25 protein-coding genes are annotated in these 20,821 nt (G+C 42.4%); 8 read left to right on the top strand and 17 right to left on the bottom strand.

Features of this window, described 5'->3' with window-relative positions:
• Window positions 1–34: 34 nt before the first annotated feature.
• Window positions 35–997 (bottom strand): HK97 family phage prohead protease, encoded by a 963-nt coding sequence (locus ACO1NU_RS08690; RefSeq protein ID WP_448818084.1) that lies wholly within the window; start codon window positions 995–997, stop codon window positions 35–37.
• 129 nt (window positions 998–1,126) lie between these two features.
• Between ACO1NU_RS08690 and ACO1NU_RS08685 the strand changes: the two genes are divergently transcribed.
• From ACO1NU_RS08685 to ACO1NU_RS08660, 6 genes are read left to right on the top strand one after another with little or no spacing between them, the layout of a single operon-like run.
• Complete coding sequence (locus ACO1NU_RS08685) at window positions 1,127–1,678, top strand: hypothetical protein (RefSeq protein WP_448818083.1); 552 nt, start codon at window positions 1,127–1,129, stop codon at window positions 1,676–1,678.
• 1 nt (window position 1,679) lies between these two features.
• Window positions 1,680–3,218 carry a hypothetical protein gene (locus ACO1NU_RS08680; protein ID WP_448818082.1) on the top strand — a complete coding sequence of 513 codons (1,539 nt, stop codon included), beginning with the start codon at window positions 1,680–1,682 and terminating at the stop codon, window positions 3,216–3,218.
• A gap of 21 nt (window positions 3,219–3,239) precedes the next feature.
• Window positions 3,240–3,650 (top strand): hypothetical protein, encoded by a 411-nt coding sequence (locus ACO1NU_RS08675; RefSeq protein ID WP_448818081.1) that lies wholly within the window; start codon window positions 3,240–3,242, stop codon window positions 3,648–3,650.
• A gap of 9 nt (window positions 3,651–3,659) precedes the next feature.
• A complete protein-coding gene (locus ACO1NU_RS08670) occupies window positions 3,660–6,167 on the top strand; it encodes a phage portal protein family protein (RefSeq protein WP_448818080.1) in 2,508 nt (835 codons plus the stop codon).
• 1 nt (window position 6,168) lies between these two features.
• Complete coding sequence (locus ACO1NU_RS08665) at window positions 6,169–6,702, top strand: phage virion morphogenesis protein (protein WP_448818079.1); 534 nt, start codon at window positions 6,169–6,171, stop codon at window positions 6,700–6,702.
• A gap of 7 nt (window positions 6,703–6,709) precedes the next feature.
• Window positions 6,710–7,192 (top strand): hypothetical protein, encoded by a 483-nt coding sequence (locus tag ACO1NU_RS08660; RefSeq protein WP_448818078.1) that lies wholly within the window; start codon window positions 6,710–6,712, stop codon window positions 7,190–7,192.
• A gap of 327 nt (window positions 7,193–7,519) precedes the next feature.
• Here ACO1NU_RS08660 and ACO1NU_RS08655 read toward each other — a convergent pair whose 3' ends face one another.
• The 16 genes from ACO1NU_RS08655 to ACO1NU_RS08580 all read right to left on the bottom strand — a co-directional run bounded on the left by ACO1NU_RS08655 (window position 7,520) and on the right by ACO1NU_RS08580 (window position 17,625).
• The gene (locus ACO1NU_RS08655; RefSeq protein WP_448818077.1) at window positions 7,520–7,837 is read right to left on the bottom strand and encodes a hypothetical protein; all 318 of its coding nucleotides are present in this window, start codon (window positions 7,835–7,837) and stop codon (window positions 7,520–7,522) included.
• Between the two features lie 43 nt (window positions 7,838–7,880).
• Window positions 7,881–8,579 carry a hypothetical protein gene (locus ACO1NU_RS08650; protein ID WP_448818076.1) on the bottom strand — a complete coding sequence of 233 codons (699 nt, stop codon included), beginning with the start codon at window positions 8,577–8,579 and terminating at the stop codon, window positions 7,881–7,883.
• A complete protein-coding gene (locus ACO1NU_RS08645; protein WP_448818075.1) occupies window positions 8,551–9,024 on the bottom strand; it encodes a hypothetical protein in 474 nt (157 codons plus the stop codon). The genes ACO1NU_RS08650 and ACO1NU_RS08645 overlap by 29 nt, the downstream gene beginning before the upstream one ends.
• Window positions 9,025–9,028: 4 nt before the next feature.
• Window positions 9,029–9,226 carry a hypothetical protein gene (locus ACO1NU_RS08640; protein WP_448818074.1) on the bottom strand — a complete coding sequence of 66 codons (198 nt, stop codon included), beginning with the start codon at window positions 9,224–9,226 and terminating at the stop codon, window positions 9,029–9,031.
• Between the two features lie 7 nt (window positions 9,227–9,233).
• Window positions 9,234–9,647 (bottom strand): hypothetical protein, encoded by a 414-nt coding sequence (locus tag ACO1NU_RS08635; RefSeq protein ID WP_448818073.1) that lies wholly within the window; start codon window positions 9,645–9,647, stop codon window positions 9,234–9,236.
• Window positions 9,648–9,714: 67 nt separating this feature from the next.
• Window positions 9,715–11,217, bottom strand: a complete 1,503-nt coding sequence (locus tag ACO1NU_RS08630) for a DNA cytosine methyltransferase (protein ID WP_448818072.1) — start codon at window positions 11,215–11,217, stop codon at window positions 9,715–9,717.
• A 91-nt stretch (window positions 11,218–11,308) separates the two neighbouring features.
• Window positions 11,309–11,569, bottom strand: a complete 261-nt coding sequence (locus ACO1NU_RS08625; RefSeq protein WP_448818071.1) for a hypothetical protein — start codon at window positions 11,567–11,569, stop codon at window positions 11,309–11,311.
• 46 nt (window positions 11,570–11,615) lie between these two features.
• Complete coding sequence (locus tag ACO1NU_RS08620; protein ID WP_448818070.1) at window positions 11,616–12,059, bottom strand: hypothetical protein; 444 nt, start codon at window positions 12,057–12,059, stop codon at window positions 11,616–11,618.
• Between the two features lie 20 nt (window positions 12,060–12,079).
• Window positions 12,080–12,274: a hypothetical protein gene (locus tag ACO1NU_RS08615; protein WP_448818069.1), complete on the bottom strand. Its 195-nt coding sequence runs from the start codon at window positions 12,272–12,274 to the stop codon at window positions 12,080–12,082.
• 2 nt (window positions 12,275–12,276) lie between these two features.
• Window positions 12,277–12,945, bottom strand: coding sequence for a DUF3164 family protein (locus ACO1NU_RS08610; protein WP_448818068.1), 669 nt, complete (start codon window positions 12,943–12,945; stop codon window positions 12,277–12,279).
• Window positions 12,932–13,117: a hypothetical protein gene (locus ACO1NU_RS08605; RefSeq protein WP_448818067.1), complete on the bottom strand. Its 186-nt coding sequence runs from the start codon at window positions 13,115–13,117 to the stop codon at window positions 12,932–12,934. The genes ACO1NU_RS08610 and ACO1NU_RS08605 overlap by 14 nt, the downstream gene beginning before the upstream one ends.
• A complete protein-coding gene (locus ACO1NU_RS08600) occupies window positions 13,092–13,460 on the bottom strand; it encodes a helix-turn-helix domain-containing protein (RefSeq protein WP_448818307.1) in 369 nt (122 codons plus the stop codon). The genes ACO1NU_RS08605 and ACO1NU_RS08600 overlap by 26 nt, the downstream gene beginning before the upstream one ends.
• 35 nt (window positions 13,461–13,495) lie before the next feature.
• Complete coding sequence (locus ACO1NU_RS08595; RefSeq protein ID WP_448818066.1) at window positions 13,496–13,963, bottom strand: hypothetical protein; 468 nt, start codon at window positions 13,961–13,963, stop codon at window positions 13,496–13,498.
• Window position 13,964: 1 nt separating this feature from the next.
• The gene (locus ACO1NU_RS08590; protein ID WP_448818065.1) at window positions 13,965–14,588 is read right to left on the bottom strand and encodes a hypothetical protein; all 624 of its coding nucleotides are present in this window, start codon (window positions 14,586–14,588) and stop codon (window positions 13,965–13,967) included.
• On the bottom strand, window positions 14,585–15,514 hold the full coding sequence (locus tag ACO1NU_RS08585) for an AAA family ATPase (RefSeq protein WP_448818064.1): 930 nt from the start codon (window positions 15,512–15,514) through the stop codon (window positions 14,585–14,587). Before ACO1NU_RS08585 ends, ACO1NU_RS08590 begins: the two co-directional genes overlap by 4 nt.
• Before the next feature lie 2 nt (window positions 15,515–15,516).
• Window positions 15,517–17,625, bottom strand: coding sequence for a hypothetical protein (locus ACO1NU_RS08580; protein WP_448818063.1), 2,109 nt, complete (start codon window positions 17,623–17,625; stop codon window positions 15,517–15,519).
• A gap of 284 nt (window positions 17,626–17,909) precedes the next feature.
• Here ACO1NU_RS08580 and ACO1NU_RS08575 point away from each other — a divergent pair, with 284 nt between their 5' ends.
• Together ACO1NU_RS08575 and ACO1NU_RS08570 are read left to right on the top strand one after the other, a co-directional pair.
• The gene (locus ACO1NU_RS08575; RefSeq protein ID WP_448818062.1) at window positions 17,910–18,596 is read left to right on the top strand and encodes a LexA family transcriptional regulator; all 687 of its coding nucleotides are present in this window, start codon (window positions 17,910–17,912) and stop codon (window positions 18,594–18,596) included.
• Between the two features lie 642 nt (window positions 18,597–19,238).
• The gene (locus ACO1NU_RS08570) at window positions 19,239–20,717 is read left to right on the top strand and encodes a pectate lyase family protein (protein WP_448818061.1); all 1,479 of its coding nucleotides are present in this window, start codon (window positions 19,239–19,241) and stop codon (window positions 20,715–20,717) included.
• The last annotated feature ends 104 nt before the right edge of the window (window positions 20,718–20,821 follow it).

The raw sequence follows: 20,821 nt of genomic DNA, 5'->3' as shown, positions 1-20,821 counted from the left end.
TATAAGATTTTTGTTAGTTAATGAGTACTTGAGGTTATTTGAACAGAGCCTTGTATGCGTCCGGATTCTCCTTTTTGAAAGTCAGCTTCGCATCATCAGACAGCTTTTCGAACTCGTCCATTGTTTTAGGACCGTCAGACAAAGTTTGAGTCACTACCTTACCACCCAAAGTCACCTTTGCAGGTATTCTTGAAAGCAGCTTTGCGGTCAACTCGTAATTGTTAGTCGCGTCCTTAACGAAATTCGCCTCTTCATCAGCAGTGATTTTTCCCTCAAGAAGCGCCTGGGAGACAAGAGCCGTAGCCTGTAGCTTAGCCTGATCTTGCAGTTTACCTTTCGTTACTTCGTGTGCTGACTTCTCGTTTTCCAAGTCAGTATTTACAGCACTCAACTTCACAGCGAGCTTTTCAACTGCTGCACTTAAATCCGTGCTATTTTCAGGAATCTGATTGAGTCCTAATGCTACCAATGCGGGAGCGGAAAGAATGATTTTTTCCATTTTTTGCTTGTTTGTATTATTGTCCTTTATAGTTAAGTCCGTTGTGAGTTGCGAGATGCTTAGCTTAACCTCATCATCTGAGAGGATCTCACCGTTTTCCGCGAAGAGAGTTAATGAATTACGGTTGCTTGGAACTGCTACAATAGACACCTCATACAGCTCGCACTGTGTTAGCTCCCACGTTCCATCCGGATTAAGCTTCATGTGCTCCCGGTTAAATGTCACGCCCATCGATGCACCTTTGATGTAACCGCGATCAACCTTTCCTTCAACCTTTGCTGCATCTGCATCTTCAGAATCAAAATCAGAATCACCTTTAAGCTGTGTGCCGTCCACTCGTATTGTTTTCCATTTACCAAGCACAGCACGAGTACTGTTGTAATGCTGGTCTAACATGACCGGATTAGCCTTGAAACGGGACAGGTTTATACCCTTGTTCGGTATCCTGAAGCCGTAGCTGTTTACCTGTGTTTCATCGTTAAATACAAATGTTGGCATGTAACTTATCTTGTTTGTTGAGCAAAGATGTTTCTTTGCTTAACGCACTGAAAATAAGAGCGCAAGGTTTGCACAACTATTTTTCAAGGGGGGTATTTTAGTACACTTTTGCTACCATAATATTAACTTATGGGATTAAAAAAGGCTCAAGAGCGTGAGTATGCACGTGTACTGTTTGTTTCCGAGAACCTAAGCCAGAAGGAGATTGCCGATCGTGTAGGGGTAACAGAAAAGACCCTAGCAAAATGGGTAACCGAAGGTGAATGGAAAAAACTCAAACGCTCACAATTAAACACCAGACATAATCAGCTTAATCTGATGTATGACCAGCTGGAATGGCTGAACAATCATATCGCTACAAGAAAGCCAATCTATGACGTTCCTCCGTATTTGCTTATTCCTATAAAAACCGAACTTCCTGATGGATCATTTACAGAAGCATTACCAGAGTTTGACGAAAAGGACTATCCGGTGAAGATCGGAAATGTAGCTACATCAAAGGAAGCAGATAGCCTACTCAAGCTAAGTGCATCTATCAACAGGCTTGAGATTGAAACGTCTATTGGGGAAACTGTAGAAGTAGCCAGAGGAGTGCTGGAGTTCATCAGACAGAACAATCTGGAAGATGCAAAGAAGCTTACTGCATGGTTCGACCTGTATATCCAATCTAAGCTAAAATAGTATGGCTAAGCAGACGGATAAACAGTATTTAGAGCAATGGCAACAGTACAAGGAGAATATATCGAAGGCAACTCCGGTTGATCTATTTGAAACGCCTGTTGAGAAAAAGAAGCGAATCAAAGCCCTTGAGAAAGATCCCGAAAAATGGTTTAAATACTACCTTCCGAATTTCTATACATCAGAGCCAGCTCCCTGGCATATTACTGCAACGAGGCGTGTGATCAATAACCCTGAATGGTTTGAGGTTCGGTCGTGGGCGCGAGAGTTAGCAAAGTCCGGACGGACTATGATGGAAGTGCTGTATCTGGTTTTGACAGGTCAAAAGCATAACGTTGTATTGACGTCAAACACCATTAACAATGCGGAAAGGTTACTGCTCCCTTACAAAACAATTCTGGAAGCGAATAACCGGATCATTAATGATTATGGTGTCCAGCAAAGTATTGGCAATTGGGAAGCATCCGAATTCATCACCCGAAAGGGAGTAGCCTTCAGAGCGCTCGGAGCTGGTCAAAGTCCCAGAGGTACCCGAAACGATGCCATACGTCCGGACGTGATCTTAATTGATGATATCGACACCGATCAGGATTGCAGAAACAGGGATATCATCAAGCAGCGTGTTGACTGGATTCAGGAGGCTCTGATACCGACACGTTCCATAAGCAACCCATTGCTTATTATCATGTGCGGAAACATCATTGCTAAATACTGCTGCATAACAGAGATGGCAAGGAAAGCAGACGCGCATGACATTGTTAATATCCGGGACAAACACGGAAAGAGCACGTGGCCACAAAAGAACTCGGAGGAAGATATAGACCGGGTGTTAAGCTTGATATCTGACAAGTCCGCTCAAAAGGAGTATTTCAATAATCCGCAAAGTATCGGAGATACCTTTAAGGTTATCACTTACGGACCAGCACCTAAGTTGAGCAGTTGTGATATGGTCATCTGCTATGCAGATCCATCCACGTCTAACAAGGACAAGGTAGGCTTGAAGAGCAAGGTAAGTTACAAGTGTCTAATCATCATCGGTTACAAGGACTTCAAATACTACGTGTATAAGGTTTGGTTAGCCCAGACCAACAACAATACGTTTGTAAGCTGGATATATGAAGCAGACCGCTACTTGTCAGCCCAGGGAGTAGATCCGAAAAGGATCTATATTGAAAACAACACGCTTCAGGCTCCGCATTACGAGCAGGTCATTTTACCCGCCATCTACAAAAAAGCGGAGGAGGACAATCTGGACACCATCCCTTCTATATCTCCCGATACCCGAAAGAAACCTGAGAAGTTCGACCGCGTTGAGGGAACGCTTCAGCCAATCGACAAAAACGGCAATCTGATTTTTGACAGCAGAATCCAAAAAGATAAATACATGTCGGTAATGGAAGATCAGATGCTGTCAGTATCCGCTACCTGTACAACGATGGACGGTCCAGATGCTTTAGAAGGCGCTGTCTGGATCATTCAAAACAGGAAGGTAAAGAAGCAGACGAAGCACCGCTTTAAGAGGCGTGTAAGTATGAGACATTAATCAATTAATTCACTATACATTATGGAATTTATTTCAAAGCAAGATTTTACGAGTCATATATACGAGGAAAGCATGGGAGTCATCAGCAGGGATGATGACCAGAAAGTACAGGAGGCGCTACAGATAGGTATGCAAACTGCTGCACGGTATCTAGGTAGATATAATACCGCCTTGATATTCACATCATCCGGAGACGATAAGTTAAAGTACGCTGAACTGATTACGTACATTAAAGATATTGCTAAATGGCATTTCATTGCCGTATGCAACGTAACCGTTGATTTGGAGCTGGCTGAAAGACGCTACAAATCAGCATTAACAGAGTTAGGGAAAATCCAAGCGGGTTCATTCCTTTCTGGCTGGCCGGTACTAAACGAATCAACAGTCAGACCTTTCAGATCTGGAAGCCAAAAGAAGTTTAATCATTACTAATCTATCATTATGAAGTTCCCAAACATATTTGGAAGAAATAAGCAGACCCTCACAGCCGAACCAAAAGAAAAGCCTAAGAGGTATCTTCCTTACGAATCAAAGGCTGTTTTTACCACAAGGCAAGATATTGCAAGCTGGAAGATGGCGCTTAAGCTGGCTCAATCGGAGGAGCCCCGCAACTTCAGACTGCAGCTCCTATATAATGAGATCATGAACGATGCGCTGTTAACTTCCCAGATCAACAACAGGAAGCAACAAGTATTGTCTATCAACTTCTCGCTAAAAAAGAAAAACGGAGAAGTTGATGAAGAGCAAACGCAGATCCTGCGTAAACATCCAATTTACCGGACGCTTACCAATGCTATACTTGATCAGATATATTACGGTTATAGCTTGGTTGAATTAGAGTTTAAACCCGATTTAAACGGCAAACGAGTACTCACAGGCGAAGTAATACCGAGGACAAATGTAGTGCCTCAAACGGGCTTATTTTACGAGGATTATTTTAATACCAACGGAACCAGATACAGGGAGATGCCAGAGTTCGGATTATGGATTCTTGAATACAATAGCGGAAATCTGGGAATGCTGAATAAAGCCGTATCGCACGTATTATTTAAGCGATTTGCTCAAAGCTGCTGGTCGGAATTATGTGAGATTTACGGGATTCCCCCTCGTGTGATGAAGACGAACACGCAAGATACCGTTATGCTCAACCGAGCGGAGCAAATGATGCAAGACATGGGTGCTGCAGCATGGTTCATCATCGATGATACTGAAGAGTTCGAATTTGCGCAAGGCGTGTCTACCAAAGGCGAAGTTTACGAAAACCTGATGACCTTTTGCGGTAATGAAATTAGCATGCTGATCTCCGGAGCTATCATCGGTCAGGATACAAAGAATGGCAACCGGAGCAAAGAAGAATCAAGTCAGGAAATGCTTTGGTATCTGGTTCAATCGGATATGGCCTTATTGGAGGAGCAGTGGAATAACATCAACATTCCTGCATTGGTAAAGCATGGCGTGATCAAAGGAGATCTCACGTTCGAATATGACGAAACCGAGGATCTTGAACAGCTATGGAACATCACGAAGGATGCGCTGCAGTATTTGAAGGTAGATCCGGAATGGGTAAAACGTAAGTTCGGGATAGAGGTCACTGGTGAACGGGAACAGAAACAAGGAACTCAACTTCAACTGGACGGAAGTTTTTTCGCCTTAGCCCCGGAGACAACAACCGGGGCGAACATGAAGGATCTAGCGAAAGCTTGTTGTGGAGATCTCCACACACTAACACTTAGTAAAGAAGGTATTGAAGAGTTTGACGATGATGCACTAATAAAAAGGTTTTGGGATGCTAAAGGCGCTTTAACATTTGATATACCACTATTCTATTACGCGTCAACAACTTTGATTGCTGGTCTAAAGAAGGGATGGGACAAAGGCAAAAAGGAACTTGCTGCTGATATTGGCTTTGATTACGACATAGATGATCCGGCTGTCTTAACTGCCTATGAAATGAACTTGTTTCGGTTTTCGGCTGCGAAGACACTCGCTGAAGCACAGCGTTTAAACGAGCTATTTAGAAGTGCTAAAAGCTACGAGCAGTTCTACACCAACAGTAAGCTTGTAACTGAAGTCTTTAATAAAGAATGGCTTTTAACAGAGTACCAAACAGCAGGACTAACGGGAGAATCAGCAGCGACCTACACCCGACTGAATAAGCAAAAGGATGTATTTCCTTATTGGAAGTATATGACAGTTGGCGATCACCGAGTACGTCCGGAGCATGTTCTGCTTGATGGTCTGATCTTAGCTGCTAATGATCCCAGATGGAAGAAGCTTTGGCCTCCTAATGGTTGGAAGTGTCGCTGTTATGTAGTAGGTGTTATGAAGCACGAAGTAAAGGACGTTGACATGAAGGCGATGCAGGCACGTGCTGATGCGTACTTTGCAACAACTGAATTCAAAACAGCCTCTGCAACTGGTTGGGGTGTGAACCGTGCTGAAAGCGGAGAAGTGTTCACGGCAAATCAGCTGTATATAAATAAGTTTCCCGGTAAAGCATCAAAGATACTGGATAACCTGAAGCCAGCGGATTACAAACTAAAAAGCTACAGCCAGGCTAAGAAGGTTGCAAGTGATGAAGCTCCAATGTACTCCGGATCTGTTGACGCTTTCCTAAAAGATAACAAGCCTTTTTTTGATTACCATAACCGCAAGGTTGAACTTAACAAGTCAGCTTTCAAGAATACTTCAGGAGATCATGACCAACCAACGTCTGAGTATCTGGAAGCGTTTAAGAACAGCATCCTTCAACCAGATGAGGTATGGATTAACGGCACTAACTATGAAGAGTTTGTATCTGTTAAGTACTACACGGACAAGACGCTGATCGTTGTTACCCGGATTAAGGACGGAACACGATATCAGGTTAGAACATTCTTCCCGCTATCAGAGACAAAGGAAGCGATTGATAGATACAGACGAGGGCTATTGATATTCAACAGGAAGTAATATGAACAATGCTCAAAAATTAACTGCCTGGTTAAATCGTATCGAGCACCACCTGTATAACTCGGTGCCAACCATTATTGCCGAAACCAGTACCGAGTACTTCAAAGAGAGCTTTAGAACGAAGAGCTTTAATGGTGTAAAATGGAAGGAAACCAAAAGGAAGGTAAGCCGGGGATCACTGATGGTAAGATCCGGAGCATTAGTCTCTACGATCAAGCCTTCTTTAGTTTCATCAGAGCGGGTAAGGATAAGTGCAGGGAGCAGCAGGGTTCCCTACGCACGAGTTCATAATGAAGGGGGGCTGATCAGACGAGCTTCACGCTCTGAGACGTTCGTCCGTAACAGGCACACAAGAGGCAAAAAAGGGAAGATGTTTGGTGGAATGGGAGCCTTCAGGAAGGGCACAACACCAGGACAAGGACTTACATTCAAAGCTTACGAGTACAGGATGCCACAAAGGCAATTTATGGGACACTCGGCAATATTAAACAAGCGTATTATCATGAGGATCAAAGGAGCCTTCGACATTAAATAAACAAACTATGAGAGCAGCTTACGAAACAACACTTAGCTTACTGGAACCTGAAGCGGAACCAGATAACGAGTATGATTTAGAAATATATAACCAGCTCAAAAAACTACGCTGGGTAGATTTAGATAAAGGTCAACTGGAGTTTTATGATATGCGACCGGCCATTGCTTTACCTTGCGCATTGATTCGCGTTGAACTGACCAGAGCTGAAACGATCGGCAACAACGATCAGCGATGCACCGGACGTGTTATTATTCGCCTGGCATTTGATTACGTAGGTAGCACGTCAAAAGCATCACCAGCAACAATAAGACAGCAAAGTCTTGAGTACTTTGATCTGTTGGAGGGTGTTTACAGAGCTGTGCAGGGAAAGAGCGGTAAAGGTGTCGGTAAATTCGAACGGGTCAATGCAATGGAGCAGACAAGACCTGACGGCCTTAAGGTTTTGGAGATGACGTTTAACACCACTTGGATAGACAAGAGCGCAAAATAAAAAAGCCTCCTGATCGGTCAGGAGGCTTATGAAGAGCTACTCAGCGAAGAGGCTCATTTGTGATTTGTATTCAGAAGGTTTCATGCTTTTGATGTACATCCATGTTCTGTAGCTGATATATATCCCGTGCTTTGGAAAAACAGTCCTTAAGATTTTAGTGTCAGGTACGTCCGGTTCCTTTACGGTCTTGTAGATATCAACGATACGACATACATGCTTTAAGTAGTTAGATCGGTTATATGCCATCGTGTCACAAAAATAGCAACACGATTTATCTGTGTATTAAAAAGTTATTCAAGTTTACCGGCGTTATTCAACTTCTTGCTTTTAATTAAGTCCAGACAGCTCCTTCTCCAAGTCTTCCTTATGAAAGTCAACAACCTTTGAATCGTCCGAATTAAGCTTATTATACAAGCTATTAAAGTTAATCATAATTGAGTCAACTTTGCGTTTAGCTACAGATGGAGCCATCTCTTTAGTTATCGCTTTTATTTTATAGTAATTAGCATCATCAAGCATCAGCGTAGCACTATCTACCCACTTTACAGAGTTGTACTTTTCGACACTTATTTGATTGGATGCTGTCTTGCTTTCACCGCATCCATACATAGTAAGGATACTTAATATATATATAGTTTTTTTCATGATCTGATTTAATACAAAGTAAAGAGAATGACTTGAATTTTTATCATGCTTTTTTAGCTGGCCTACTGGACTTCTTATTGTTGTTTGCCCTCCATATGTCAACCATCGTTTGAGAAGTGTTCATCATCTGGCTTTTCTCCTCTTTAGAGATACCGGACCGACCTTCGTCAATACCTATCTTTACGTGAACCTCTTTGACGTAATTACGTTCATTCAGTCGGGATTGCTTCTCGGTGTTATACTTCTTTATCCATCCAAGTATAATAGCACCATCTAAGCGGTTGTAGACCTGTCCATATTCTCCAAGCTTTGCCATATTCATACAAATAGCGAGTTCTTCGAGTGTCAGGTGCCTGTATTGAGTAGTAATTATTGAGGCAAGGGAATATAATCCGTCTGTATTTATCACTTTGTCGACTTGAAAGAACATTCGCAGATCATTTAATATAAGTACTATACAATCGTCTGTTTTATCCGGATCTTGCCTGTAGAGATCACCAATTGTCAGCGATTCAGGAATAACAAGCAACTTACTTTCGATTAATTCCAGTTCTCCTGAAATTTGTGTTAAGTACTTTTGAGCACCATCTTGATGGAAGTACTGCTCCTCAAAAAAAGCTTTCGATTTCAGCAGGCTATCCAGTCTATCCTGTAGCTTACGCCTGCTTTCCTGATCTGCTTCAAACTTTACGGGTGTATACTTGGATATCCGTCTAAGGGCTGCGCTTGAGTCGGTTTCCAAGTTGACTAGCCAACTGCTCTGCTTCACTAAGGCTTTGTTGTCTTTTTGTGGCTCCATTCTTTATATTATCAATTATTTCCAAGAGGTTGCTGTTGATGGCAACCAGCGTCTTTTTTCGGGATATATAATCTCCTGTTTTGCTCCAGTTACTGAAGATCGCCTCTAAGCTTAGATAAGCTGCTTCCTCGGTTTTAGCTGTTGATGCGTCCTTCAGCTTAATTAAGATCTCTTTAAGAGCCTTACCTTGTCTGGCATCGAACACCAGGGGAAGTTTGTGATATGTAAGGAACGACTTATATAATGCAACAGCTTTAGTATAGTATTCTGATGGCGGTTGCTTATTCTCGACAATTTGAAGGCGTCTCAGGATCGACCGCAAGACTTCAGGATGATATCCTTGTTTTATCTGGCCTTTACACCAGCTTATTTCCTCTTTAAGTGTCATTTAATCACGATTTAAACAGTGAATAACCATCATTCCAGCTTACATGATCCCGGTATTTCCAGAACTCCGCAAGGCTACATCGAACACCATCTTCAAACAGGAGATCACCCTGATCTATGGTCATCCATTCATCAGATGTGAAGTATGAATGTTGTACTTTTTTACCGCTTCTCATTGCGGTTAATGCTTCTGCTTTACTCATTTCTACATTATTTATTCAGTGTGGATAGATAGTGCCCGTAAACCTTTGTTTCGAAGATGGTAACCATCACATTAAGCTCCAGGATAGACAGCTGGTTGAGTCCCTTTTTATATTTTTGACTTTTACACCACATGTCAAGTCTTTTGACATCTGCTTTGCCGTCTTTCAGCCAGCGCATCTGCCTCGCGATTGATATCATCTTTTTACGCTGATCGTCTCCGGGTTTCGGCTTGAACTTCTGTCTGACTGGCTTGTTAAGATCGGTCATAAGCTTTAGCATTCGGTTGAATTCAGCGTCTGTGAGCGCCCGTAAGCTATCGGTACGGTCATTGGTGAACTCTGCTACCTTTTCTTTATAGTCGAAGCCATGAGCCTTGCAAATGGCAAAGAATTGTGTGTAATCTCTTGCGACCTTATTCATAGTTTAACTGCTTTGTAATATTTGGCGATAATTCTAAAAAATCGTATCGTATGGCGATATTAAATTGCTAAGACACCATTTTTTGAGTTTTCAAAAGGCTCTTGAACACTCGAATGTTATCCAGATTTGGATTGACCAACTTCTCAGCCCATAAAGGAGGTACCGCATTACCAATCAACTTAATAGCATTCTTGTGTGATAATTTAAGTTCTGGATGACTGAAGTAGTCTCTTGGAAAGGTACTGCAAGATGCTAACTCATCAGGTCGTAGAAACCTCGCTTTTATATCGAAGCTATCCAGCAGAGTTATCAGTTGATGTTTAGGCTCTTGCATTATTGTTGAAAGGGGATCATCCAAACTCTCAACATTATTTTCTGGATGTCCGTTGGAATTGAAGTACTTGGCAATGAATTGAACCTTCTCTAATCTAATAAGTTGATGTCGGTCATTTCCGGTAATGGTATTGATAGCGGTGTCAACACTTTGTGTCTGGTCGCTACCTCCATAAAACTGACATAAGAAATGTCTTACATCAACAGTAGCCATCTGCTTTGTTTGTCTGGTTAGCTGCGGATTCAGAGGCTCCTCAATTGTGTTGTAATTATCGGAGTGACAATGATCCATTATAAACTTGAGCTTCTCGACCGTAATGAGCTGATGGCGATTTTCAGTGGGTATAGTATATATAGGAGCTGTCAAACTTTGAAACCTATTCGGATCTTCGCCCCCATAATACTGCGTTAAGAACTGATTAAACTCCGGGTAAAGCTTCCTGATTCCTCCAGCTATTCGTCTAAGCGAATTATGCTTATACGGCTTGCGTTGGTGCTTTTTGAGTGATTCATTAAACTGTCTACCAAAGATGCTGACACCTTCATCATCGGTATTAATATGAGGTCTACAAGACTCCCATTTCTGTTTACCATCTAACCCGTCCTTGGAGTGTGTAAATTCTGGAAAGGATATATCTATACCTGGTCTGTAAAAGAAACAGAAAAAGCGAACCCTGCGAGTAGGGAGCCCATCATCAGCTGCATTTCTGATTGATTCTTTATATTCGTATCCCAGATCCATTATAGCGCGCTTCCACTTCTTAAACTCTTCGCCTAGTCGCTGTTTATCTGGCTTGCCATTCTCATCGAGAGGAGACCACTTTTTAAATTCTGGAACGTTTTCGATACTGATTACAAGAGGTTGCAGATATTTCAAGTATCTATACAATTCCCATCCCATTGTATACGAGCCAATCTTCTTATCTCTACCCCCGTTAGCGTTGCTATGCTGTGTGCACTCTATGGATGCGTGTACATAGTCGACTTGTTCTAATTCATGCTCGTCTTGGACATAGACGTCTGCCCAGTAAACTTTGACCCCTTTGTGATGAAATGCGTTTGTTTTAAGAGCTATTCTATCATGGTTAAGAACCCATTTTGTTTTGACTCCAGAAAGCTTTTCTATTCCAGAAGTCCAACCACCACCACCAGCGAAGAACTCACCAGCAGTTACCTCATCAGTGATCTGATTTTCAACACTGAAATTTATATTAAATTGATTACTATTAATCCTCATTCTTAGTGATTTTAGGAGAACAGGTGATGAATTACAAAGAGGCTTATCGGAATCCAAATTAGTATGGTAGTTAAGCCCAATAAAAAGAATGTTAGTCTTTTTGACATGATTTCAATATTTTATCGTTTACCAAAAAATCATCCTTCACTTTCTCGCACATGGTTACGGTTAGATTTTCGGAGGTCAGATTTAAGTTTGTTGGATTACTTTTTTGGATTCCCAACAAGAGGTGTTCTAATGAAAGTTGCTTTGCCTGATCGGGTGATTTTGCGAAAGCAAGCCCTTGGTAGAACATGTTGCGGAAGCCAGGGATAGAAACCCTGACTTTAACCGAATATATTTTAACTTTCATAGTTGATTATTTAGAGAAATTGACTGCAGACGCTTCTGATCTAGTTTTAACGCCATTCCATGCAGATATCTAAGTGGATTAGAACAGCGTCAATCGAAAGACATACAGCATTAAACATCTTATACATTAATTCTGGCTCCGCTGTAGTATGCTCGTCTAATAGTATGAATGTCGGCTTTCCAGCACCTTGCATCCATCCGGCCTCAACATGAGCAGATCGGCCACATGGCATAACTAATACACAGGCATCTGCCCATTTCATCGCATCGAAGTCGCTTTTAAAACCTGCTTGCGAAATAGGATGATTCAAACCTTGCAAGTATTGTACGTTTGTCCATTTCTTCCAGTCGGGATCTACGTCAGACCAACTAAAGCCGGTTCTTGATGGCGGGTTCTTGAAATCATATACATCGTGACCTTGATCCCGTAGGCGTTGTACTACTTGTTGCTGGTAATCATTTCTCCAGCTGCTTGCTACATAAACGTTCATAAATTCTTGTTTTGTAATTATTAAATAAGCTTCTTAAGCCGTCTAAATGGAATGCAGTCTTTAAGCTCACCAGCCTCGCAGGTGAAGCCATACGTTTCGAGATCCTCAAGGATCGTCCGGGCTTCCTGCCTATCCTTTTTAAGCTTTTCGATAGATGCGATCATCTCCTTTTTCACCTTTGAGACCTTTTCCCGGTTGTTGCTGAATAACCCCATTGTTAATCCTCCGTTACGAGTGCAGAAAAGTTCAGTACGACATCATGGTACTCGCCCTGCTCATCACGCACCTGTATGCGATAGTATTCCTTACTGGACGGCTTTCTGATTGCCTTATCGACAAAGGCCATTGCTGCATCAAAGCGAGGATTGTTAATCCGGGTAGCGTGGCGTTTCAATGCGAGAACCTTGCGGTGATCCAGTCGGCCTCCAGAGGTTTCAAAGGCAGCCATAACAATTGGCTCTATCCAGTCTTTAGTATCTTTAAGTGCCTCCGATAGCAAACCGTTAAGCTCCTCCTTCGCAAGCATGATATACTTTTCATCCAGCTCAATACGGTCATTGATATCAAGAGTAATTTTTATTGACCTATCGAAGTTGAAGAATGTAATACCTCCTTTTCCTTTTCCGGGAGCTTTGCCATTATTCTCTTTGATAAACTCCTGATACATTTCCGAGAACTGGTTTTTTAACTCAGATTTAAAAGCGGTTAGAGCGGTGTTTAAAGCGATTGCTTTCTTAGTAGTGGATGCAAGGACACGTTCGCTCTTTCGCTCCAATGGAGATACCCTGCTGTATGGTATTTTATTACCGTTATCGTCTTGCCAGATACCCTCTGAAGGTTTTTGTTGTCTTATAGGTAGTTTTGTCATTTGATTATTTGTTTTCATTGTCTCTGTTGTTTAGTTCTTGTAATTGTTTCTTGTATATAGTTTCTTTCGTTTTCAGGACTTCGAATAGCTTCCTGTAGATGATCACTTTGCCATAATCAGTTAGGCGCTGTTCAAGCTGCTTCATAAGCAAGTCTTGTTGTTGATCAAGCTCGTTGATATCTGCTTTCATGGGTTCTGCGTTTAGGGAAGTCTACTCCGGGCAATTCGTCACGCACAAGCTGGATCTTACTTTTAAAGCTTGCATCATTGGATTCCAGCAGCTCTTGAAATGATTCAAGCCCATAAGAGATTGTGCTGTGATTACGGTTTCCGATAAGCTTGGCTATTTGACTTAAACCGAACCCTTCGTTATATCGAAGCAGGTGGTATATGATGAATCTGGCTTCAGAGCATTCACGGTGCCGATCAGCCCCCAACACACAATCATGGTTCAACTCCAGAGCATTACAAACCGCTGTTATTATGTAATTAGTTGGTAAGCTTGCTGATTTGAAGTTCTTACGAGCGTTCATGCACATCTGAAGCTCTGATGAAAGGTCTTTTACTGTTAGCATTGTATTGCCCCCCTGCTTCTGACCAATTCTAATATATTGTTGTATCTGAACATGAATAGCTCGTCTTGCATCAGCGCTCTATAGCCATGTATGAACATATACTCACCAACTAGTCCTGCATCTCCGTGCTCTGTTTTAGGCATGTAAACCAGCTCACCAGAAGGATCAACTTCAGTAACATCTTCAGTCATTTCATCTGCGAAAGGGAGGAATTCAACTTGGTTTCTATAAGTCCATTCATTATTCCAGAAACCGCGCATCACTTTGCTGTGCATTACTTGCTTGAGCATTGCCTCTGGGAATCCGAAAAACATCCGGGTTAGGAAGTTCGTGTACTCTTCAAACTGATGGTTGCAATACTCAACCTCACTCCACATGAGGATCTCGCAGATCCGTTGCATCTGAATTTGATCTTGTTGCCTTACTTTGGCGATGTGGCTGGTTTTTGTTAATGTTTTCATATTATTCTGTCTTAAGATTACCGTGATATAGTTCTGCTCCTTTTTTCCAAATTGTGTAGGTACCTCCGTTCGGTCCGATATAGCGCCCCTTTGAAAATGCCATGTATCCTTCAACCCATATTTTTAATGATGCGTCGAACATTACTTTTCGGGCGGTTCGGCCTGAAGGTTGCTTTCCCTCTGCCTGGCTAAGTATGATGATGAGCTTATTTTTATGCTTTCGTTTGAATTCTAGGTACTGCTCAAATGTTAGGTTGGCATATTGAAAGCTGTCTATGACAATAAACCAAGGACTTTTTTGCTTAAGCAGGCGTTCGTCCAGATCTGCGATTGGTTCATTTAGTAGAAGCAGCTTGCGCTTGACAGACGCTAAGCCAGCTTTAAGAAATGCACTTTGCATAGTTTTTGCATCTCCCTCTTCTAGACTGTTATAGGCTCCGCGACCGAATCGGGTTAACTCCTTGCACAATTGAAGCGTGAAGCTTGTCTTTCCATTCCCTGAATTACCCCAAATAAACCAGACACCTGTTGTCTCCGGTGTATCGAAAGCTCCGTACCACTCAGCCTCAAAGTCAATCGTTTTATACTTTTTGGCTAAAAGATCGCTTACACTTAATGCTCTCATACACCTAGTACCATCTTTACAAAGTCCTCATTCAGTTCACTATTGGTGCGATCAGCTTCCCTCATACTTGGCACAAGCACATCGTGCAATTCGCCATAGTTATCGCAGTTAGCACGTAACCATCTCTTAAGGTTAGGCTCGATACCTGTTAAAAACTCGTCATACTTCCTGTCAATAGCAGGCAGGTTACGGATACGGAACTTGATCCTTCTATATAGTTGAGGTATCCCTGGCTTATTGCGCTTCTTAAGCTTTTCGATATTGTCGGTTAGCTGCTCTGTTCCGATCAATACAAGTGCGCACGTTTCGTTCAGGACATCATAGAGCTCTTTAAGAGCGCATAGTGCCGGCTGCTTCATATATTCAGCCTCATCGAAGATTAAAGTCGGTTCTTGACCGTTTTCGCTAAGCGACTTCATGTGTGCTGATATCTGGCGTAGCTTTGCTGATTTAGATCTCTTAACCACGTCTATTTGCAGTGATTCCAGAACCTTATCCAAAAGGTCTCCAAGATTGTCGGATGATCCGACCTTTACGGTGTATACATCAGAAGGAAACCGCTTTTTAAATAGATCGCACGAAAAGGTCTTACCGCAACCAGTCTGACCAGTTATGACGGCGGTCTCCGCATTCTGTTTTGCGTCTGTAAGAGTCGCAAGTATTGACTTCAACTGCGAAGTAGCACGTGCCTCCCAATATTGCTTTTCGGTCTCAAAGCCAATAAGAGTAGCAATCCTGTTAAAATACTTATCAGCGATCTGGATGACCTTTTCCCCAACCTTTGCGGTAAAGTCTCCTTTTCGCATATTGATAATATAAGCTGCGTTTACTCCAGATCTTTTCGCTACCTCATTTTGAGTAACTCCGTGTTGTTGTATATATGCTTCAAGAGCTTCAATCAGCCTTATTTTTTGTTCGTTTTGCATGTCTATGGTTTTAAGAAATCATCAATGTTTATCTTCTCGTCTATGTAGGCTTCACGCATCGCAGTGTGCTGATCCTTTGATTCTTTGACTTCGATTCGATTAAGTTTGCGTTCTAAGGAAGAAGCACTCTTAAGAAGTCTGGAGTTATTACGGTTGTCTTTATGCTGACCGAGGCTGTCAGTAAGAACCAGCTTCGTAAGCGTGTCATTCAATTGCGGATTGGAAACAAACAGATCCTCTAGTTTTCGCCTGTTCTCAACTCCCCTGAATATTATGGCCTCTTCTAATTGCTTATTGTAGTGATCTACCCTTTGTAGTTGTAAGGCATCACCGTCTTTCCTATCGTACAAGGCCATCGGTTGTACATACTTCGCCTCTAGAATGAAGCTGACAGTATTAATTTCCTTTACGAGCTTCCCGTTTCTGCTTTCAGCATTGACAATCAGAACACGTGATAAGTCAGACGGATCATACTTCACAAGCCAGTCGGTCGTTTTCATCTCCCTGAATCGGATATCGAAGCTGTCATAGCATCTCTTTTCTCCGAGGATCGTTGGGTTTAAGCCTGATCCTTCCAGTCTGTTGGTAAATCCTGTATGGATACCGAAAAGGTTCAAGTACTCTTCGTCAGTCAATGGAAGATGATCAGCGTCCGGCATTTGGTACCACCTTGACACATACTCCTCACGCTTTTTGAAGCGTTCCATTTCAATAATGGTTGAAATTTGCTGACGGCAACCGGCTTCATCTGGGAACTGGTGTCTGATCTTATTTAAATAGTCCTGATTCGGCTGATTCTCTTTGTTAGACGTTATTCCGAAACCTGACCAGTTCTTGTAATAAAGCTGGCAGTACTGTTTGTTTATGTCTAAAAAGTATCGTTCTACACGTTTAGTCTTCGCATTCTTCACACGAGCCGGTGTATAATGCTTGGTCATTGCCTCGTAAGTCGGAACCAGCACCCCTTTACCGTAATGGTCACTTTGAAGCTGGAGTGTTTTGTATCTCGCTCCGAATAACTCCCTGGTGTGATTTGCAGCATCCCGTAATGCTTCTTTGATAAGCTCCGGTGTCTCATGTGTCCCAATTGCGTGACCTATAGGATAATTACCACAAGGATCTAACACAACTACTACAGTTAAGCGGTTATGGTATGAGGTTACAGAGTTGCCTTTGCTGTTGATCTCAGTCTTTTGATAAAGAAGCTCAGCGTCCCAACCATCGATGCTCCAGTAAACCATTGGAACATTTGGAGCTTTACGTTTAACCTGCATCGCCCGGTTGTTGCGGTGATTCGTTTCCCCGCGTCTGCCACTGTAGGTGTATAGGTCAAGCTCTTTGCGATACTTAGCCACTGTCCCTGCACTGATAGTCTTCCAGCCAATGCGAGAAGCAGCCATGTTGTACAGGCTCCTAATTTGCTCGTTGTCTAAGTTGGTATGTTTCTTAAGTAGCTCCTCGATCAAAGCAACATGATCACCAGTCACGATCTTTGCAGCAGTCTGGTTTCCTAGTTTTCCGCTTATCAATGATTCGTAGCCATTTTTCTTATAGGAAGCAACTAGCTTTCTTAGACTGGCTGTTTTAAGCGTGTGTCCGGTTTTCTCTCTTAGATCCTCAACTTCATCTGCAATGATATCCCAGAAGCTTTTAGCAGCACCACCAAGAGCTTTCCTGTAAGACTTCCTTTTGCTGACTGCTACAATGACAGCGTTTAATACAGACGCGTTTGCTGTATAAGCTTTGATAAGCTTAGGATCTAACTTTGTTCCATCACCCTTCTTAAAGGTCGCGTAGACATCAGCAGCCTTTGGATCGATCTGGTATAATTTCTCCAGCTCATTCGTTTTGGTAACAAGATCCGGATCTCCAAATCTTTCAATGCATTGTTTCTTCCAGTCGTATGGTAGGTTAACCCAACTTAACAGCGCCTCGTTCCCTAATCCCTTTCCTTCACGTAAGCGTAGACCAGGATTCCTCTTTGCCCGTTTCGCAATGGCATCATATCCAATAATCGCAAGACTATCTTTCTGTCTTTTATCGAAATCCGAAATGAGAAAGCTCATTCGGACACCGATCTCATTCTTGTATATGTCGTAAGCAGATTGCATGTCGGTTATTTATTAAGCTCGTCCTGAAGTTTAGGGATGATATTTGTTCCCTTGTAATGACCATGTAGTATTTGACTCACTACAACGGTACTAACCCCGACCTTTTTAGCGAGATGTCTGACTGATTTACCAGACTCCAATTGCTTTTGCTTGAGAGGCAAATTCTCTGGATACTTTATTTTTTTTTGTGGCGTCTCCATGTTTATTGATACTTTCGTTAATACTTATGCAAGTATATACACAAACTGTGAATGCTGCAAGGGAAAATACACAAATTGGGAATAATGTCTGATAAGTCATTGATTTTAAACACAATAAAATCACATTACAATTTTTCAAGCGATGCGGAATTCGCTCGTTATCTGGGAATTAAGCCTAACACGCTCGCTAATTGGTATTCTCGAAATACCATAGACTATGAGAAAATAATCACAAAGTGTGAAGACTTAGATGGAAACTGGCTTTTAACTGGAGAAGGGCAGATCACTAAAAGATCGACTCATATACCGGAAGCAAATGAGGAATTCGTGTTAAAGACTGACAGACGGCAAAACCTTCAGCGAGTACCGTTATATAACATAGAGGCTGCTGCAGGCCTTGTTAAGCTTTTCGACAAACAACAGGATGTATTGGATTACATAAGTATTCCGAATTTGCCCAAATGTGACGGTGCAGTGTACGTAGCCGGTGATAGCATGTATCCGCTATTAAAATCTGGAGACATTGTAATGTATAAACAAGTAAATGACATTGCGAATGGGCTTTTCTGGGGTGAAATGTACCTTTTGTCCGTCAGCGTAGATGACGATGAGTTCACACTGGTAAAATATATTCAGAAATCTGACTTAGGTTCAGACTACGTTAAGTTAGTGAGCCAGAACAGTCATCATGCTCCTAAAGACGTTCACATCAAAGACATCCGTGCTTTGGCCTATATAAAGGCAAGTATAAGGGTGAACAGCATGACCTAATCGCGCTCACACGCACCTATAGGCAGGTTAAAAACACTTTATCTATTGTAAATCAATCAGTTGTAAATATTCAAGCATGACAAATGCTAGTATTATGGGTATGTCTATCTATCGTTTTTCGTCTCTTAATGCTATTTCGTTGGTCAATATGGTTATTTGAATAGTGTTTTAAAGCAACCAAATATGTCCAACTAAATGTCCAACTAAACGTCCATTTAATGATAAATAATGAACTTTTTAACGAACTTAGGACAAGGCTTTAAGATAGACGCTGGCACGAAACACTATTATGCATCCAGCTAGTCGCATTCTGACTTAAAACGCCCTTAAACGATATTTAAACGCTGTTTAATACCTCTATCAATCTTTACCTGTACAATATGAGTAAGATCAATCATGTTTAATATTTAATCGGTATAAAAATGGTACAATATGGAAGACTGGAAATTTCGTTTTTATCCAATCTGGACACCGAAATCCATAAAAAAAGCCCTTAGCGATATGCTAAAGGCCGTTTTTACTAATTTTTCAATTTTCCGCTTTATGTCTATTTCGTTTTACCCCCTATACATCAGAAAAAAATATTCAGATATTGGCAGTTAAGACCGATTGCGTGATGAGAAATCAAATCCAATTTAAAGCATGAAACAACTAATGTACCTGTTTATAGCAATGCTCACCTGCTCGTTTGGAACAGTAACGGCGCAAGTGGCTGCCTTTCCGGGTGCTGAGGGTGGGGGTATGTTCACCACAGGAGGGCGGGGAGGGAAAGTATATTATGTTAATACCCTTGACGATAATAATGAGGGCGAAGCGAATATGAAGGAAGGGTCGCTGAGATGGTGTTTGAATCAGGAGGGGCCGCGTACCATCCTTTTCAAGTCCGGTGGTACCATAAGATTGAAAAGCCCGCTCACCATTAGGAAGGGCGACCTGACAATTGCAGGCCAGTCAGCGCCGGGAGGAGGAATCACAATTGCCGGATTTCCCGTATTCATAGAAGCCGATAATGTGATCGTGAGATTTCTGCGTATTCGCATGGGTGACCGGGAGATCTCCAAAGCCGAGGCAGATGGTGCAGATGCATTTGGCGGGCGCAAAAATAAGAATGTGATCATAGACCATTGTTCGATAAGCTGGGGCACGGATGAGTGTTCGTCTTTTTACGATAATAAAAACTTTACAATGCAGTGGTGTATCATATCAGAAAGCCTTCGGCTCTCAGGGCATTCCAAAGGTGCCCATGGATATGGTGCTATCTGGGGTGGGGTCCAGGCCTCCTTTCACCATAATCTTTTAGCGCATCACGATAGTCGCACACCGAGATTAGGTCCTGGTGCACTCTATGCCGGACATGACACAACCGATATGCGAAATAATGTGATCTACAATTGGAATGGCAATGGAGCTTATGGCGGCGAAGCCATGCATGTCAATATGGTCAACAACTATTTCAAAGCCGGGCCGGCTACCGGGCAACGTATAAAAGACCGGCTCCTGGCTTTAAATGCAAAGACAGAGAGCAGACCGTTCCCCTCAATAAAAGGAATCTGGGGGCGGTACTATATCTCCGGGAATGTGTTGCCCCATAATATCAGAATCTCGAAAAATAACTGGGAAGGCGTCCGGATTGAGGGTGAACAGTCAGAAGCCGCTATAAAGTCAGACCATCCAATTCCCCTCCATGGATCCGTACATACCCACGATGCAGGTACCGCCTGCGAAAAGGTGCTCGCTTATGGGGGAAGTTCCTTAAGCAGGGATGCGGTCGATCGTCGAATTATCGAAGAAACCAGGACGGGGACTGCAAAATTTACAGGCAGAAGTCCGTACAACGGACAGGGAGGGACCTGGAAGAGCTTAGACTATCCACGCCAGGGCATTATCGATTCGCAGCAGGATCTTAATCCAGATCCGAATGAAAAGAATTGGAATGCCTGGCCGGTGCTGGATCCCGGAACAGCCCTTGTTGATAGTAACCGGGACGGTATTCCGAATGGTTGGCTGGAACGGAGCTATCCGGATAAGTCAGCAAAAGACTCGAACGAAGATGGGTACACCTACCTGGAGGTTTATCTTAATAGTTTGGTAGAACAGATTACAAACGGACAAAAACAGTAAAGATCCGAGCTTTTCCGCTACTGCTTCTCCGGGGAAACTCCCGGGGATTTAGCCCGGTAACAGTTCTGATACTGGAATGTTACCAGCTAAATCGTACTTTTGTT

It is taken from the genome of Arcticibacter sp. (assembly GCF_053551015.1).
This window is presented reverse-complemented; position numbering and strand designations above follow the sequence as displayed.